Origin of the sequence: Bacteroides sp. HPS0048 (assembly GCF_964240755.1) — a bacterium.
GTDB classification, from domain to species: Bacteria; Bacteroidota; Bacteroidia; order Bacteroidales; family Bacteroidaceae; genus Bacteroides; species Bacteroides nordii.
The window spans coordinates 39,372-56,242 of the sequence record NZ_CAXSVC010000013.1; the positions used below are offsets into that span (position 1 = coordinate 39,372).

General features: G+C 37.7%; 14 protein-coding genes and 1 tRNA gene. 10 read left to right on the forward strand and 5 right to left on the reverse strand.

All coding sequences use genetic code 11. The annotated features are described in order from the left end of the window. The first annotated feature begins 5 nt into the window (after nucleotides 1-5). Genes ACESQI_RS12055 through ACESQI_RS12070 form a run of 4 tightly spaced genes read left to right on the forward strand, consistent with a single transcriptional unit; the run spans nucleotide 6 to nucleotide 2,637 of the window. Nucleotides 6-1,154 (forward strand): hypothetical protein, encoded by a 1,149-nt coding sequence (locus ACESQI_RS12055; RefSeq protein ID WP_055278645.1) that lies wholly within the window; start codon nucleotides 6-8, stop codon nucleotides 1,152-1,154. Between the two features lie 34 nt (nucleotides 1,155-1,188). Further along, complete coding sequence (locus ACESQI_RS12060) at nucleotides 1,189-1,473, forward strand: hypothetical protein (protein WP_055278644.1); 285 nt, start codon at nucleotides 1,189-1,191, stop codon at nucleotides 1,471-1,473. 7 nt (nucleotides 1,474-1,480) lie between these two features. Further along, the gene (locus tag ACESQI_RS12065; protein ID WP_055278643.1) at nucleotides 1,481-1,951 is read left to right on the forward strand and encodes a hypothetical protein; all 471 of its coding nucleotides are present in this window, start codon (nucleotides 1,481-1,483) and stop codon (nucleotides 1,949-1,951) included. Between the two features lie 2 nt (nucleotides 1,952-1,953). Beyond that, nucleotides 1,954-2,637, forward strand: a complete 684-nt coding sequence (locus ACESQI_RS12070) for a hypothetical protein (RefSeq protein ID WP_055278642.1) — start codon at nucleotides 1,954-1,956, stop codon at nucleotides 2,635-2,637. 113 nt (nucleotides 2,638-2,750) lie between these two features. Here ACESQI_RS12070 and ACESQI_RS12075 read toward each other — a convergent pair. After that, nucleotides 2,751-2,824: transfer RNA gene (locus tag ACESQI_RS12075), tRNA-Pro, on the reverse strand. Nucleotides 2,825-3,126: 302 nt separating this feature from the next. Between ACESQI_RS12075 and ACESQI_RS12080 the strand changes: the two genes are divergently transcribed. Continuing rightward, the gene (locus tag ACESQI_RS12080; RefSeq protein WP_007484037.1) at nucleotides 3,127-3,996 is read left to right on the forward strand and encodes an AraC family transcriptional regulator; all 870 of its coding nucleotides are present in this window, start codon (nucleotides 3,127-3,129) and stop codon (nucleotides 3,994-3,996) included. A gap of 20 nt (nucleotides 3,997-4,016) precedes the next feature. Further along, complete coding sequence (locus tag ACESQI_RS12085) at nucleotides 4,017-6,704, forward strand: ATP-binding protein (protein ID WP_373126161.1); 2,688 nt, start codon at nucleotides 4,017-4,019, stop codon at nucleotides 6,702-6,704. Between the two features lie 36 nt (nucleotides 6,705-6,740). On the opposite strand, the gene aroB is transcribed toward ACESQI_RS12085, so the two are convergent. Beyond that, entirely contained in the window at nucleotides 6,741-7,802 is a 1,062-nt protein-coding gene (gene aroB, locus ACESQI_RS12090; RefSeq protein WP_025867549.1) for a 3-dehydroquinate synthase, read from the reverse strand. Nucleotides 7,803-7,883: 81 nt separating this feature from the next. Between aroB and ACESQI_RS12095 the strand changes: the two genes are divergently transcribed. From ACESQI_RS12095 to cls, 3 genes are all read left to right on the forward strand, one after another. Further along, nucleotides 7,884-8,288, forward strand: a complete 405-nt coding sequence (locus ACESQI_RS12095) for a hypothetical protein (protein WP_002559266.1) — start codon at nucleotides 7,884-7,886, stop codon at nucleotides 8,286-8,288. 74 nt (nucleotides 8,289-8,362) lie between these two features. Next, a complete protein-coding gene (locus ACESQI_RS12100) occupies nucleotides 8,363-11,182 on the forward strand; it encodes a TonB-dependent receptor (RefSeq protein WP_195348660.1) in 2,820 nt (939 codons plus the stop codon). Nucleotides 11,183-11,515: 333 nt separating this feature from the next. Continuing rightward, on the forward strand, nucleotides 11,516-12,955 hold the full coding sequence (gene cls, locus ACESQI_RS12105) for a cardiolipin synthase (RefSeq protein WP_025867550.1): 1,440 nt from the start codon (nucleotides 11,516-11,518) through the stop codon (nucleotides 12,953-12,955). Between the two features lie 365 nt (nucleotides 12,956-13,320). On the opposite strand, the gene ACESQI_RS12110 is transcribed toward cls, so the two are convergent. Genes ACESQI_RS12110 through ACESQI_RS12120 form a run of 3 tightly spaced genes read right to left on the reverse strand, consistent with a single transcriptional unit; the run spans nucleotide 13,321 to nucleotide 15,303 of the window. Next, a complete protein-coding gene (locus ACESQI_RS12110) occupies nucleotides 13,321-13,854 on the reverse strand; it encodes an RsmD family RNA methyltransferase (RefSeq protein WP_002559269.1) in 534 nt (177 codons plus the stop codon). Further along, nucleotides 13,845-14,654 carry a DUF3822 family protein gene (locus ACESQI_RS12115; RefSeq protein WP_229127676.1) on the reverse strand — a complete coding sequence of 270 codons (810 nt, stop codon included), beginning with the start codon at nucleotides 14,652-14,654 and terminating at the stop codon, nucleotides 13,845-13,847. The genes ACESQI_RS12110 and ACESQI_RS12115 overlap by 10 nt, the downstream gene beginning before the upstream one ends. After that, the gene (locus ACESQI_RS12120; RefSeq protein ID WP_002559271.1) at nucleotides 14,617-15,303 is read right to left on the reverse strand and encodes a hypothetical protein; all 687 of its coding nucleotides are present in this window, start codon (nucleotides 15,301-15,303) and stop codon (nucleotides 14,617-14,619) included. Before ACESQI_RS12120 ends, ACESQI_RS12115 begins: the two co-directional genes overlap by 38 nt. A 95-nt stretch (nucleotides 15,304-15,398) precedes the next feature. Between ACESQI_RS12120 and ACESQI_RS12125 the strand changes: the two genes are divergently transcribed. Next, nucleotides 15,399-16,817: an ATP-dependent RecD-like DNA helicase gene (locus ACESQI_RS12125; protein ID WP_373126165.1), complete on the forward strand. Its 1,419-nt coding sequence runs from the start codon at nucleotides 15,399-15,401 to the stop codon at nucleotides 16,815-16,817. The last annotated feature ends 54 nt before the right edge of the window (nucleotides 16,818-16,871 follow it).

Here is a 16,871-nt window from a genome sequence, read left to right on the forward strand (position 1 = left end):
AAAACATGAAAACTATTATTTTAGGTATGTTATTTGCGTTGTCTTGTAATTATTGTTTTGCACAACTAAAAATAGAAAATTCAACTCCAAAACCAGAAAAAAAAGATGTTTATGATGTATCTCAAGACCTTTATATACGAGAATCACATCGAGGGAGGTTTAATGATTCTTTAGACTATAAATCTTACCACAAATTTATCAATCAACGAATTTTCTGTATCTCGGACGAGGCTTTTGCTCCTTATGGAAACCGTTACGCTTTGAAACGTCAGCTTGTCGATCTTCCTACTCCGATAAAGGGTTGCATTCAGTACAAGAAAAAAGAACTGGACTTTTCTATTAATCAAATAGCAACTTACTTGTATCATCCAATCATTAAATCTGTCGAACCTCAATCTTCTAATGTAAAGGTTATTGATGATATGAGAGGGGATAATGCTAATTGGTCCTGTTATGAGAAGGACGATAAAAACCGGAAACCTTATACAATGGTTTTATATAATGCATACGCTCCTGATAATGTTGTAGTAAACGAACATGTTTCTTTGGTAGGAGATTCTTATCTTATTAAGAAAATATTAACTCTTGATGAAGCCTTGAAACTTCTTGAAGAAGACCCACAAATAAAGCTTATTACAAAAAGTGAAAGTACACATGGTTTGGGTAAAAGAGAAACCTATTATTATGAATCACTTGTTTCAGGGAAAACATTTTTAACCCCATCTGTACAAAATGATATTTTGATTAAAAATGACATAGAATTTGGTGGAAGTAATGATTGCGAATCTCCCATCTTTTTGATGGAAAGTAAAAGCGGAGAACTTTTTCTCACACGGCTGAATGAAGACAAGTTTATATCAGGAATATCAATGAAGGATGGCTCTGCGTTTGCTTATACAACTTATATTTTAGAGAATCATATAGAATACTTGAAAGAAAAGTTTATAGGGAAACTGTATTCCATACAACATTACCCTAATCCTAACGAGAAAGGTCTGATAGAAGATATTGTACTTCGGGATAATGCATTGAGTGTAAAATACGTAAATGTAGAAACAAAAGAAACAGGATATAGGTCTATGGAATGGGATTCTACAAATAAGCGATGGGTAGTTGCTGATGCAGGCGAGATTATGCCAAAACAAACTAAATAAATATGTTGAATATTAACCGATTAATATTGATATTATGAAATTTATATGTAACTTCTTATTAGTATTGAATTATATTGTTTATATCATTGCCGATGTTAGTGCATGGGCGACAGATGTAAAATATGGACTTTTGTTTCTATTGCCTTTGATTGTATTTCCAATTGTTGTAAAATTAGCCCATAAGTTTGCAGTTTCGCAAGCTGATAAGTTTTTCAAATCAGAATGGAATGTGTTTTTGAAGAAATTAGAATGGGGAAATTCTGTTGTTGTAGCAATCGTTGCTCTTTTTTATTGGCTGTTCTTAAGTAAACCAAATTAATAATCATATGATTGTTACCAAGATTGATACACCGTTTAGAAAGTTTTTGGAAAGTTTGAAAGTTCCGTCTGCACCACGAATGAAAGGCGGAACAATTTTCAACCCTGATGAGATAAACTATCTTGCACGATATTCAATTCCATTGGTTTATGAATTTGTGCAAGAGAATGAAACCGATAGGGATTTTTATGAGAAGTTTGTTAAATGGCTACATGAAGAAATGCCTGTTTATGGGTATGTTGATGTTTATATGGTCGTTTACTTACGTTATGGACAATATTTAAGTAACGATGAATTTGAGTATTTGGAAAGGAATGTTCCGGAGTGTTTCGAGAAAGGGCATGTATGGCTCTATGAAATAAACTATCGTAGGCGTTTCCGTTTGCGTATTCAATTGATTCGTTGCTTAAAAAAGGACTTTCAAAGAGTGATTCGGAAGGGTATTCATAAAATTGATTCCACAACAAATAAGTTATAATTATGTATTTCAAGAGCATATTTTTAAGTATTATATGTAGTGCGATAGCATTTACTGCTAAGGCTCAAAAGAGTCTTCCTGTATTCCAATCTTGGAATAAGGATAATTATCCCGTGTATGTTTCTCATATAGAACCACTAACTAAGGGAGCTAATAAACTTCCTCAAGAGACTATTCTGGAACTTAAGTCTCAATATTGTGCAGACAATGGCGCAATTCTATCCAAACTCACAAAGAAAGATATCATAACCTCTGATCCTATGGTCACCATAGTCCAGTTAAATGAATCAGAGCATGTAATTATTCCTACTTTGTTTTGGAATGTCAATCATTCTTCTAAAGATTGGTTAGAGATGTTTCAGATAAATGATTTTAAACAGAAGAACTGTGAAGCTGTAGCAATAGTAGATGGCAGTATCACATTCTTTGTTAGGAAAAGTTCTACCGAAGTAACTGTATTTTATTATAAGGATTTGTTTGCATTTATTTCACATAATATGAAAAAGAAAGTTTCTTTGACAGAACCTGGAATAGAAGAATTAATTAAATGGTTGCATTATGTTCCTGTTAAAGATATAACAAAAAGTGTAGAACATATAATCAAGGATATTAAGTCTAAGAAAGGTGATTTCTATTCTTTTGATTTTGATAGTTCTGTTTTTGATAGACAATTGAAAGACTTATAAAACTGAATTAATGTCTAATCATGCTACTTTTATTTGTAGTTTGTGTTCCAAATGTGTTCCACTAAAAAATAAATCAGCCACTTACTTAGTTGTAAATGGCTGATTTCCAGTAGTCGGGATGACAAGATTCGAACTTGCGACCACACGCCCCCCAGACGCGTACTCTACCGGGCTGAGCTACATCCCGAATTGCGGTTGCAAAAGTAGTGCTTTATTTTGAAATAGCAAGGGAATCGAATAAATTATTTTATTTCAAATCTGTTATGTGTTGAAAATGAATGAATTGTTTAAAAACAAGAGGTGGTTGCTGAAAAAAAACTTTAGTATGATTTTTTAGAAAACTTTAAATGGTTGCTGTTTGTTTATGAAATAATGTAAATTGCATGGACTTTTTTTCTGCAATATAATACCAGGATTCTTGTCCTTGCTGTACAGTAGTTTGTTATATTATACTTTTGCGAAAATTATATTAATACATAATATCGGCAAATGGCAAACAATAAAATTAAAAAAGAAATTTTAGAAATCAACGCTTTTGGTGAAGAATTCAGAATTTGTAGAAATTTGAAATATCTTCCTTTGACTGCTTATCCTTCTTATATCCAGACAGGGTTGATTGTTTTTTGTTTGAAGGGTAGTGCACGTATTAATATACATGATAATGAACATTTATTGTCTGAAAATCAATTAGCTGTTTTTTTTCCGGGGCAGCTTATTTCATGTAGGGATATAAGTGATGACTTTTTGACGCTTACTCTCAGTCTTTCGTCTACTTTTTATGATGATATTTTGAGTGGGATGCGCCGTTTCTCTCCTCATTTTTTTGTTTATATGAGAAGCCATTTTTGGTTTCCTTTAAATGAGCGTGAGGTTGCTGGCTTTTGTGGTTATTTTAATTTGATTTCTGATCGGGTCAAACGAGAACAGGTTGCTTACCGAAGAGAGGCATTGATACATTTATTGAGATTCTTTTATCTTGATTTATATAATACCTATCTTGATAGTTCCCTATTGATGGGAGGAACAAAGCCGGATGCCCGTAAAGAAGAATTGGCCAATCAGTTCTTTAAACTGATTATGTTATATTATAAGGAGAATAGGGAAGTCGCTTTTTATGCAGATAAACTGTGTATAACTTCCAAATACTTATCGGCGGTTATTAAGGAGGTGAGTGGGAAAACGGCTAAAGATTGGATCATTGAGTATATGGTTTTAGAGATTAAAGCTTTGCTTAAGAATTCAACTTTAAATATTCAGCAAATTGCTACAAAGACAAATTTTGCAAATCAGTCATCACTGGGACGCTTTTTCAGGAAACATACCGGAATGTCACTTTTAGAGTATAGAATGCAGAAATGAAACAAACAAGAGATAGTTTAATGTTAAAGCGAAGAATTGTATATACAATTGTATTCTTACAGTTTTTCCTCCTCAATTCATTTGCGGTGGGTTCGCTTGTGAAAGAAGAATGTATCCTTATTATTAATGCTAATTCGGATCTTTCGCCTTTGAGTAATCATATTATTAGTGAACTTATATATAAATTACCTGTCGAATATAAAGGTACTACTATATCGTCTGAAAACCTTAATTTGATGCGGGTATACGATGAACAGCGGATGGATACCATTCGAAGGGATTTGTTTGCTGAATATGAAAACAGTATTCCGAGACTTATTATTATAATGGGAGGAAATACATGGGCATTAATTCATGAAGAGTTAGAGAAGCGATGGAAGGACATTCCGGTTATTTTGTTTACAGAAAAAAGCTATATAGGTCCTGTTGATGCCTATTTGCAGAAAACATCCATAACTCGTGAAGAACAGATACCGTTGCGGAATGTTATAAAGGGGCGTAATATAACTCTGGTTTATGCGCCGTTTTATGTAAAAGAAACAATCGATCTGATGTATCAGCAGATACCGGATATGAACAAACTGATTTTTATATCTGATCGTAGATGGTTTAGTGCTCAGAACCGGCAGGAGGTAGCAGAAACTGTGGTAAAGTATTTCCCTGGTCTACAATTGCGCTTTTTTACGGAAGGGCAAGAGAATATAGAAGAGGTAATAGGCTCTCTCAAGCAAGCTGATAAAAATACGGGAATATTATATGCGGCATGGGAAAGCTATGATTCATCTTCTACTAATGTAGCATTGTTGCCACGTACATATAAGAGAATAAACCAATATTCCGCACAGCCAGTATTTACATTGACTGACATGATTGGGCAAACAGGTTTGGTCGGTGGTTACTTTTCGTTGTCAAAAGATATCAGTAAAACGATAGCCGATATTAGCCATAAGATACTAAGCGGAGTGAAAGCATCTGATATACCTGTTACGAAAGTTTATGCGGGGCCGGTTTTTAATTATGAAGAATTGCTTAGAGCTGATTTATATCCGGAACTTTGCCCTCCGAATACATTTTTCTACTATAAGCCGGTGAGTTTCATTGACAGGAATAAATATATCTTGGCCACTATATTACTCTGTGTACTTTTTGGAATAATCATTTTATTAGTACGTATCTATTTTCTGAGTAATATTCGTAAAATGCAATCAAAGCAGATTCAGTTAATGAGCATTTACAATGATTTATTCAATGACATGCCCGTTCTTTATCTGAAGTGCAGGTTGATAAAAGGTGAAGACGGGGAGGTTGATGATTATGTAATTAGTGACGTGAACCCCAGTTTTGAGAGACATTTTTATAAGAGAGAAGATGCTTTAAATAAACGGGGAAGTGTGTTGAATAGTTCAGAAGTATTTGCTAAACTGAAAGAGTATATGGGTATGGCCTATCGGGAACGAAAACCTGTTTCTTTTTCAATGCATGCGATGAATGGACATAACTATGATGTACTTGTTATGCTTTCCAAGTTTCCGGAAGTGGTTAATATTTTCTGTATGGATACTACAGAACTGATTCATACCCGTCAATCTTTGCGAACAATTAACCATAAATTATCTATGGCACTTGGCATTGCCGATATTACTCCCTGGAAATGGAATCTGAAAGAAGATAATGTTTGGTTTGACAAGAGCAGACTAATTGAAGATGATGAAAGATTTGTAGTGAAAGAAGGAGCTTTTGCTGTTTCTGTTTCAAAAATTGTGAAAGGAATTCATAGTGAGGATGTAAAGCGCGTGAAGAAATTGTTTCAGGATCTCAAAGAAGGTAAAAGAGATAAGGTGAACGAGCAGTTCCGTGTTCTTGCAGTTTCGAAGGAAGACTATGATTGGGTAGAGGCATGGGCTGTAGTCGATGAAGTGGATAAAGAGGGGAAACCACTTACTCTTATTGGCTCTGTTTTGGTCATTACTGACAGGAAAAAGATGGAGCAAGAACTCATTGTTGCAAAGGAAAAAGCTGAAGAAGCAAATCGGCTTAAGTCGGCATTTATAGCTAATATAAGCCATGAAATACGTACTCCATTGAATGCAATTATTGGATTTTCCAGCATACTCGATACTGTTCAAACGGACAAAGAACGTAAGGAGTATTTGCATATCATAGAATACAATAATCAATTGTTGCTTCAATTGGTGAATGATATTATTGATCTGTCGAAGATTGAGGCTGGGGCATTGGAACTTGTTACTTCTAATGTCTATCTGGATGACATAATGAGGGAGTTGGAAAGAGCTTTTTGCCCGAAAGCTAATGCGGCTCATTTATCATTGAAATTTGATGATCAGCATGCAGAGTGTTATATTAATGTAGATCGTAACAGGCTGATACAGGTGCTGAATAATTTGATTTCAAATGCAATTAAGTTTACTGCTGAGGGAAGTGTACATTTTGGTTTTTCTCGGTTAGAGAATGGCATGCTTCGTTTTTATGTCACTGATACCGGACATGGTATTCCGAAAGAGTATCAAAAAAAGATATTCGGACGTTTTGTGAAGCTGAATAGTTTTGTTCAGGGTATTGGTTTGGGGCTTTCAATAAGTGAAACGATTGTGAAATGTATGGGAGGTGAAATCGGAGTTGAATCAAAAGAGGGCAAGGGGGCCACTTTCTGGTTCACTATACCTTATCAGGAGGTAAATTTGCAGTAGAAGTAAACTACTGTAAACTTACCTATACATATAAATTTATATTCCCATACATTCCCGATAGAAATCGAACATCTCAAAGATCAGATCTTTATCAGCAGTTTGGTTAATGCTGATATCTCCAATGTCTTTCAGCAAAGTAAAGTTAATTACTCCCGCTTTGTTCTTTTTATCGTGTAGCATGAAGGCGTAAAGTTGTTCGTACTGTTTGCAGTCGAAAGCAAAAATGCCATAGTTCTCTTTGATAAACTGTATTGTTTGTCGCATCTTCTCTTTTGGAAATCCGGCTTTAAGATGTGACAGATACAGTTCGCAGACAATTCCCCATGCAACAGCATATCCGTGAAGGACAGGACGGTTTTCTGCGAGTGCCAGACTTTCAAATGCGTGCCCCACGGTGTGCCCCAGGTTCAATGCTTTACGTATACCATGTTCGAAAGGATCCTGTTCAACAATATTCTCTTTTACCTGTACGGATTGTCCTACAAGCTGTTTCAGATAGCTGTAATCAATACTTTCTGTATTAAAATTGAGCAACTCCGTCCAGTGAGCTGTATTGCTGATGAGTCCGTGTTTCAACATCTCCGCATAGCCGGAGAAAAAGTTTTGAGTGTCCAGGCTCCGTAGGAATTCTGTTTCGATCAGTACACTGTTTGCCGGAGCAAATACGCCAACTTCGTTTTTTAGTCCGTTGAAGTTAATCCCGGTTTTCCCTCCTACAGATGCATCTACCATTGCTAATAATGTAGTAGGAACATTGATATAGGAAAATCCTCTCTTGAAAGTGGCGGCGGCAAAACCTCCCAGATCCGTTATCATTCCTCCCCCTAAATTAATGAGCAGCGAATGTCGGGTAGCTCCCTTATCACTCAGTACTTGCCATACGGAAGCTAAGGTTTCCAGCGTTTTGTGTATATCACCCGCTCCAATTGTTATTTCGATTGCATCTTTCAGATAAGATACTTCCTTCATCTGAGGCATACAGAGGCGGTGAGTATGTTCATCAGTCAGGATGAACAAGCGGTCGTACGGGCACTTCTCTATGGCCTGACCAAGACTCAACTCCAGATTCTTACATAGGATAACTTCTTGCTTACTCATAATTCAATTTGCTTTTTCTACTGCAAAAGTATATAAAATATCTTTTTTTGCTTACTTTTGTCTCATTAAAACGTCAAATCAATGAAAGCATTACTACCTGTCTATTGCCGTCCTCTGGGATATGTAATCCTGGTTTTCGCTCTTTTTATCCCTTTTATTCTCGTGATGATGGGAAAAGTAACTGATACTAATCTTCTGTTTTACAAGGAATGTACTAAACTTCTGATGATAGTGGGTGCATTGATGATTATTTTTGCTTTATCCAAAAGTGAGAGTCGTGAGACGGAGCAAATACGCAATTCAGCTACACGTAATGCCATCTTCCTCACCGTATTGTTTGTTTTTGGTGGAATGCTTTATCGGGTAGCTACCGGAGATTTAATAACGGTAGATACTTCTTCCTTTTTGACTTTCCTTATTATGAATGTTCTTTGCCTTGAATTCGGGATGAAAAAGGCGATGGTGGATAAAATATTTAAAAGATAATTGTAGTCTCATTAAACCTTTTGCGTTGCCAATTGTCAAAAAAGCAATTGTTACTATTACAAACGTATAGGCTAATGAAAAAATTATCTATCTGGATGGTACTGTTGCTGCTATGTACCCTCTCCTCATTTGCACAAAACAAAAATATCACCGTCTCCGGGCGTGTGATCGAAGAAGACACGAAAGAACCTGTCGAGATGGCAACGGTTCAATTGCTTGCTTTACCTGATAGTACTCAGGCAGCGGGCATTACTACACAGAAACAGGGCGCTTTTACATTACCCAAGGTGAAAGCCGGAAAGTATGTATTGAGAATCTCTTACATTGGATTTATTACTCAGGAACTTCCTCTCCAATTATCAGATAAGGCACCTGCAAAGAATGTGGGTACTATCACGTTGCATCCCGATGCAGTGATGTTGAGCGAAGCTGTCATTACGGCGGAAGCTCCTCCTGTGGTAGTGAAAGCAGATACTACTGAATACAATGCTTCGGCCTATCGTGTGGCAGAAGGAGCCATGCTGGAAGAATTGGTAAAGAAGATACCGGGAGCTGAAGTGGATAAAGATGGTAAGATTACTCTTAATGGTAAAGAAATTAAGAAGATCATGGTGGATGGGAAAGAGTTTTTCTCGGATGATCCAAGTGTGTCTATGAAGAATTTACCCGCTAATATGGTCGAAAAGGTGAAAGCTTATGACAAGAAGAGTGATATGGCACGTATTACCGGAATTGATGATGGGGAAGAGGAAGCTGTGCTTGACCTTACCGTAAAAAAAGGAATGAAAAAAGGCTGGATTGGAAACCTTATAGCCGGTTATGGTAGCGAAGAACGTTATGAAGCCGGAGCAATGGTCAGCCGGTTCAAAGATGATGCAAGTATCTCTATCGTCGGTTCGGCCAATAATACGAATAACAAAGGATTTTCTGAATTTGGTGATGCCGGTTCGGGATTGGGCGGAGGTAATGCCGGTTCGGGTATTACTACAGCACGTTCGTTGGGAGTTAACTTTGCCAAAGATACGAAGAAGATTCAGATAGGGGGTAATGTGCAGTATGGTTACTCTGATAACGATGCTCGTCGGAAGACATCTACGGAAACATTCCTTGGAGAGCAGTCTTCATATGGTGCCAGCGAAAATACTTCCCGACGTAAACGTCATGATGTACGTGCTGACTTTCGTCTGGAATGGCGTCCGGATACATTGACCACTATTATCTTTCGTCCTAATGCGAGCTATTCTAAAACTGATTCGGAAAGTGCTTCAGGGTCGGACACTTGGAACAATGTACATGATCCGGTGAACGCTAAGATAGCTTCTTCCTCTTCACATAGCGATAACTATTCACTGAATGGAAGTTTGATGATGTTTCGTCGCTTAAACAATAAAGGAAGAAACCTGTATGTAGGCGCTCGCTTTGGTTATAGCGATGGCGAAACGGACAGCTACTCAGAATCGCGTACAGAATTCTTTGAACTGGATAGTGTTTCAGATATTGCCCGATATACGAATCGTACGAGTGACAGTCGTAACTGGAGTGTATCTGCTTCTTATACCGAACCTGTATTTAAGAATCACTTCCTACAGTTTCGGTATGAATTCTCTCATCGCAAACAGTTGGCCCAATCTTTAGTTTATGATAGTATTAATGTTTATCCCTATCCGGAGTATCTGGAACGGGGATATGATAACAATTTGAGTACCCGTGTAGAAAACTTTTATGATACACATACTGCCAATATCTCGCTGCGTGGTATTCATCCGAAAATGATGTATAGTGCCGGTGTTGGGCTTACTCCTCAATCTTCATTGAGTGAAACAACTATCGGCCCAAATTCAGACAAGCATTTACCTCAGCAAGATGTGCTGAATTGGGCTCCTTCTGTTATGTTCCGTTATATGTTCACAAAACAGCATGTGCTCACATTCCGTTATCGCGGTCGGAGTAATACTCCCAATATCGAAGATTTGCAAGAAGTAATTGATATCACCGATCCGATGAATTTACGCTATGGTAACCCGAACTTAAAACCTTCATTCAGCAATAACTTTATGTTGTACTATAATAAGTTCACTCCGGAAACAATGCGTAGTTTCAATCTTAACTTGTCTTATTCTAATACGCTTAATTCTGTGGCTAACAAGATGACATATGATCCTCAGACTGGTGCTCGTACTTATAGGAAAGAAAATGTGAACGGTAACTGGAATACCCGGGGATATTTTTCGTTTAATACTCCATTGAAGAATAAAAAGTTTATTATATCTACCAATACGAATGCTCGTTTTAGTGATGCAGTGAGCTATACTACTGTGGGAAAAAGTAAAGATGCCAATCAGGAGTTAAGTACTACACATAACTTTGGAGCCGGACAGCGTTTGAATGGTAGTTATCGTTCCGATCTTTTTGATGTGTCACTCAATGGATCGGTTAACTACAATCTGGTACGTAACAGCAAGCAAGAGAATAGTAATCGTGAAACATTTGATTACTATGTGGGAGGAGATACCAATATAAACCTTCCTTGGGAGATTCATATCTCAACCGATATTAATTGTCGTTTTAAAGACGGATATACAGGAGGATTCAATAATAATGAACTAATCTGGAATGCACAGATCTCTAAGAATTTTCTCAAGAACAATTCGGCGACGCTCCGTTTTAAAATATACGATATATTGAAACAGCAAAGCAACTTAAGCCGTTCTATCAGTGAAACACAGATGAGTGATACGGAATACAATACATTGGGCAGTTATTTTATGGTGCACTTTGTTTACCGGTTCAATACGCTTGGTGGTAAAGCTGCCGGACGACGTGGCCCAGGTATGGGACCTGGTGGTGGAAGAGGTCATGGCGGAGGCTATGGTGGCGGACGCCCCCGTTTCTAAGCTTACAATAATCATATTAGAAAGAAGGTTCATGGTTCTATAATAGGACTATGAACCTTCTTTCATAAACAATACCGGTTTTTCTTTTCAAGATATCCTCCTTTCCTCAGTGAGGAGTATTGCACGACATGCACATCTCGTGCAGTACCAGATGCACATGTGGAGCTGCTCGACATGTGCATCTCATACAGTACGACATGCACATCTCGTACATCGTTCCTTTACGACCTTCTATCGGTTAGATTATAACTTCCATCCCCGAAGTCTTAGTTGAATTTAATCTAATGAATCATATACTTTGATATACCAATCCTTTTCTCTACATTTGCTACTATGATTGATTGGAATCTTATATTCAGCCAAATAGCAACAGTGGCTTTCGATATCGTCTATTTCGGAGCCATTATCGGTACGATTATTGTTGTGATACTCGACAATCGTAACCCGGTAAAGACTATGGCCTGGATATTGGTTTTGATGTTCCTTCCTATCGTAGGTCTGGTTTTTTATTTCTTCTTCGGACGCAGTCAGCGCCGGGAACGTATCATCGGGAAGAAAAGTTATGGGCGACTTCTGAAAAAGCCGATGGCAGAATATCTGGCACAAGATCCCTCTATATTACCAGGAGAGTATGATCGTCTTATTAAACTGTTTCAACATACCAATCAGGCTCTTCCTTTTGAAGGAAATCGGGTGGAAGTGTTTACCGGCGGATATTCCAAACTCCAAGCCCTGTTGCGCGAGTTACAGAAGGCTCAGCGGCACATTCATATGGAGTATTATATCTTTGAAGATGATTCAATCGGGCGCTTGGTGAGAGATGTACTGATAGAAAAGGCACGTGCTGGAGTGGAAGTACGGGTGATATATGATGATGTGGGGTGCTGGCATGTACCGAATACTTTTTTTGAAGTGATGAGAGAGGCCGGTATCGAAGTACGTAGTTTCTTAAAAGTACGGTTCCCATTATTTACGAGTAGGGTAAACTATCGGAATCATCGGAAAATAGTAGTCATTGATGGTGTGGTTGGTTTTGTTGGAGGTATGAATTTGGCCGAACGTTATATGCGGGGATTTTCCTGGGGAACCTGGCGGGATACTCACATAATGCTTCAGGGAAAAGCTGTGCATGGCTTACAGAGTGCTTTTTTGCTCGATTGGTATTTTGTGGATCGTACGCTTATTACCGCCTCCCGGTATTTCCCGAAAATAGATTCATATGGTGACTCATTGGTACAGATTGTGACGAGCGAGCCTGTGGGTCCTTGGAAGGAGATCATGCAAGGATTGACGATGGCTATTTCGGGTGCAAAGAGGTATTTCTATATGCAGACTCCTTATTTTCTGCCTACCGAGCAGATATTGGCAGCTATGCAAACAGCTGCATTGGCCGGAGTCGATGTCCGCTTGATGTTACCTGAGCATGCCGATAACCGGATTACCCATTTAGGATCTCGTTCTTATTTGGCAGATGTGCTTCAGGCGGGAGTAAAAGTCTACTTCTATAAGAAAGGCTTTTTACATTCCAAATTGATGGTGTCAGATGATATGCTGTCTACGGTTGGGTCTACCAATCTGGATTTTCGTAGTTTTGAACATAACTTTGAGGTAAATGCTTTTATGTATGATATGGAGACTGCTTTACAGATGAAGGAGATATTCATGACTGACCAAAGAGAAAGTACTCAGGTATTCCTTAAAAACTGGGTGAAACGTCCCTGGCCTCAAAAAGCATTAGAGTCAGTAGTACGATTGCTTGCCCCCTTACTTTAATATACACAGTCTCTTCTTTTAGGCTCATCCGACAAATGTATCGTTTGTTAATATCGTTAATTGCCTTTTTAACCATTTGAGAGCTGTTTTGCAAGATTGTACACTTTAGTATGTCAAGATTGTACACTCTTGTGTGACAAAAGTGCACAATTAACACTCGGATAAGTGTACAGTCTTACCGATCATTAAAGTATAGACTTGTATTCGCTGTAAATCAGGATGCTATATCATATTGAACATGCCTGTCCTAATCTTGTATCTATTCTTTGAAAAAACGTGTAATTACTTCTTTGACAACTATGCATTTGTTATCCAAACCTTCTTTTTACCGTATAACCTTACCGCCTTAAAACTTTATTTTGCTTTTATCTGAAAAAAGAGAAGTTTACGCTTCCGTATACTCTTCTTTCTATAAAATGCGGATTATCCTCAAAGTTATTCTGTTTACCATGTTCCAATACAAATAACCCTCCTTCTTTCAGAAGATTATTCTTGAATATCAATTCGGGTATGGTTTCCAGCTCTTTCAAATCATAAGGGGGATCGGCAAAGATAAAATCAAACTGTTCTCGTCCTCCGTTAATGAATTTAAATACGTCACCACGAATGGGGATACACTTATCTGTCTGTACTTCTTGCATTATTTTGCAGATAAAGGAATGATGATCACGATCCTTTTCTATACTGATCACCCGGTCGCATCCCCGTGATACTAATTCTATGCTGATACTGCCTGTTCCGGCAAACAAGTCAAGAGCAGTTATTCCTTCTTCAAAGTCAATGTAGTTGGATAGTACGTTGAATAAATTCTCTTTAGCAAAGTCTGTTGTAGGACGTGCTTTGAACGTACGTGGTACGTCAAATCTTCTTCTTTTATATATTCCGCTGATTACTCGCATGTTAATAGGGCTTGCATATCAATATTAGTTTCAGGACTCATTATGAATGTCTGAAGAATGTATTTTCGTAATTCTTTTATTAGTATTTCTTTATCTGCCAGGATACCGGTAAGATGAAGTTCATCCCGTTCTTGATTAAAATCCAGTTGTTTCCAGGCATAAAGTAAATAATAAATGCGATCGGAAGTACGTTTACACTCAAAGGAGTTGACCAGCAACAGATGTCCCCGTTCATAGCAAAACAAATCAATAGCATCTTTACGTAAGGATACATACATTTTTTTGCTATTACCCAACCGGCTTTTGGTTGAAAAGTACTCACTCAATGGACTGGCTTGTGAATAAAATCGTGCTTCGGGATATTGCTCTTTGAGAAAAGAATAAGCACTTTTATCCATTCCAAAAATAATTGTTATATTATTTCTTGGTAAAACATTATAGAGCACTGTTTCATTTTCTTTTTTAGGATGATTGTGATAAAACAGTGTTTCTGTTTGTGCGTCGTCGAAGAGCTCTGAAGGAACAGGAGTGAAGCGATTGCTCGCCATCAGGATATTGATCCGTTTGTAGGGTAGAGTTAATAACTCCGTCTCGCGAAATACTTGTTTTAGATTTGCCGTGAGAGACAATGAAGGATTGATCTCTTTTTCAAAAAAAGAGAGTGAACTTTCGTAAATCGGATTATAGATAGAAAAAGAAAATCCATCCGTACTCAGACGGATGGATAATGTATATTGTTCCGATTTACTATAGTCTATTTTATTATTCCCAGTTTCCGGCACCGTTATTAGGACTTTCAATAGAACCTACCATTAAACCACAGTATTTACCTAACTTAGTTTGAAGGTCTTTCAGGTTAGCAATTTCTTGTTTGTCAAGACCATTCAGATAAGTATCGTATGGAGCCTTTACTTCAAACATAAAGATCGGAGCACCTGATTTTGCTGTGTCATTTTTAATAGCCATTTCAAACTGAGCGCCATTTCCAAAAGGAATGTATCTCATAGAATCAGCATTGAAACCTCTCGGATAGATTGTATCCAATACGGCTACCCACATTGTGTCACGCTTAAAATTTGTAAGCCCCATTTTCTCAACCTCGCTGTAATTACCTGTCTTTTTAGCTTTGTTGATGATAGCCATTGCTTTTTTCTCTGTCATACCATCGTCTAACTGCTTATCTGTCAACTCACCAACTTTATAAAGGAAAGGAAGTTTCTTATTCTTTACAAAGTCAATCAAAGTATCAAAGCTGGCAGTATACTGACCTTTGTTTAGATTACGAAATTCCATCTGTGCTTTACGGATGTCGATCAAGCGTGCAATAACAGCCTGATCTCTTTGCTTTTTAGCATTTTCAAAGTTGATAGGCCCCATGATGCTCGAATAGCAAATATAGATCAAAGCAAGCGCACACAGACCTAATACGATATTAAATACAGTTTTCATGATAAATATGTTTTTTAGTTGTTATATTCGCATCGCAAAATTAAAATAAATAAATCTAAATTCTATAGTTCCGGGAACTTTTTTCTCGTACAAAAATGATAAATAACTATTTAGAAAGGCAAATTAAGGAAAATTTTCCTTATCAACCAACTTTTGAACAAGAAATAGCTGTAAAATCTCTTTCAGAGTTTCTGCTTTCTCAGACCAATGATGCCGTGTTTGTACTTCGTGGGTATGCAGGAACCGGTAAAACTTCATTAGTGGGAGCATTGGTGAAAACGATGGATAAGTTACAGCAGAAATCTGTTCTATTAGCTCCTACGGGCCGAGCTGCCAAAGTATTTTCTGCTTATGCCGGACATCCGGCGTTTACAATTCATAAAAAGATATACAGGCAACAGTCTTTTTCGAATGAAATAAGTAATTTCTCTGTGAATGACAATCTTGCTACACATACTTTATTTATAGTAGATGAAGCCTCCATGATTTCTAATGAAGGATTGTCAGGAGCTATGTTTGGTACAGGACGTTTGCTGGATGATCTGATACAGTTTGTTTATTCCGGTACAGGTTGTCGTTTGTTATTGATGGGAGATACGGCCCAGCTTCCTCCTGTAGGAGAAGAACAAAGTCCGGCACTTTTCACAAATGCATTGAAAGGATACGGCCTTGAAGTACGGGAGGTAGACTTGACACAAGTAGTGAGACAGGTACAGGATTCCGGTATTTTATGGAATGCCACCCGTCTTCGTGAATTGATAGCGAAGGATGAATGTAATTCTCTTCCCAAAATCAGGATTTTGGGTTTTGCTGATATAAGGATGGTCCCGGGAGGAGAGCTGATCGATACGCTTACTGCTTGTTATGAACGGGACGGTATGGATGAAACAATTGTCGTTTGCCGTTCCAATAAACGGGCTAATATATATAATAAAGGTATAAGGGCACAGATATTGTATCGGGAAGATGAGTTGAATACCGGTGATATGCTTATGATAGCCAGGAATAATTATTATTGGACGGAAAAAAGTAAGGAAATGGATTTTATAGCGAATGGAGAGATAGCCGTCGTTCGTCGTGTACGCCGTACGTGCGAATTGTATGATTTTCGTTTTGCAGAAGTCGTGCTGACCTTTCCGGACCATGAAGATTTTGAGTTGGAAGCAAACTTGTTGTTGGATACCCTTCATTCAGATGCTCCGGCTTTGCCGAAAACAGAGAATGATCGTTTATTCTACAGTGTTCTTGAAGATTATGCGGATATTCCTGTCAAACGTGACCGCATGAAGAAAATGAAGATGGACCCACATTATAATGCTTTGCAGGTGAAGTATGCTTATGCAATTACTTGTCATAAAGCGCAGGGTGGGCAATGGCAGAATGTGTTTTTAGATCAGGGGTACATGACGGATGAGTATTTGACACCTGATTATTTTCGTTGGCTTTACACTGCTTTTACGCGTGCGACCCAAACGTTGTATTTAGTTAATTACCCGAAAGAACAAATTGTTTGATTGTATGATTTACAGACGAAACAATTACTTTTGTTTGTAAATAACTAAAACTAT

Bases quoted from the DNA above. Each gene is read 5' to 3' on its own strand.
- ACESQI_RS12055 (WP_055278645.1), top strand. From the start codon at position 6: ATGAAAACTATTATTTTAGGTATGTTATTTGCGTTGTCTTGTAATTAT.
- ACESQI_RS12060 (WP_055278644.1), top strand. From the start codon at position 1,189: ATGAAATTTATATGTAACTTCTTATTAGTATTGAATTATATTGTTTAT.
- ACESQI_RS12065 (WP_055278643.1), top strand. From the start codon at position 1,481: ATGATTGTTACCAAGATTGATACACCGTTTAGAAAGTTTTTGGAAAGT.
- ACESQI_RS12070 (WP_055278642.1), top strand. From the start codon at position 1,954: ATGTATTTCAAGAGCATATTTTTAAGTATTATATGTAGTGCGATAGCA.
- ACESQI_RS12080 (WP_007484037.1), top strand. From the start codon at position 3,127: ATGGCAAACAATAAAATTAAAAAAGAAATTTTAGAAATCAACGCTTTT.
- ACESQI_RS12085 (WP_373126161.1), top strand. From the start codon at position 4,017: ATGTTAAAGCGAAGAATTGTATATACAATTGTATTCTTACAGTTTTTC.
- aroB (WP_025867549.1), bottom strand. From the start codon at position 7,802: ATGAGTAAGCAAGAAGTTATCCTATGTAAGAATCTGGAGTTGAGTCTT.
- ACESQI_RS12095 (WP_002559266.1), top strand. From the start codon at position 7,884: ATGAAAGCATTACTACCTGTCTATTGCCGTCCTCTGGGATATGTAATC.
- ACESQI_RS12100 (WP_195348660.1), top strand. From the start codon at position 8,363: ATGAAAAAATTATCTATCTGGATGGTACTGTTGCTGCTATGTACCCTC.
- cls (WP_025867550.1), top strand. From the start codon at position 11,516: ATGATTGATTGGAATCTTATATTCAGCCAAATAGCAACAGTGGCTTTC.
- ACESQI_RS12110 (WP_002559269.1), bottom strand. From the start codon at position 13,854: ATGCGAGTAATCAGCGGAATATATAAAAGAAGAAGATTTGACGTACCA.
- ACESQI_RS12120 (WP_002559271.1), bottom strand. From the start codon at position 15,303: ATGAAAACTGTATTTAATATCGTATTAGGTCTGTGTGCGCTTGCTTTG.
- ACESQI_RS12125 (WP_373126165.1), top strand. From the start codon at position 15,399: ATGATAAATAACTATTTAGAAAGGCAAATTAAGGAAAATTTTCCTTAT.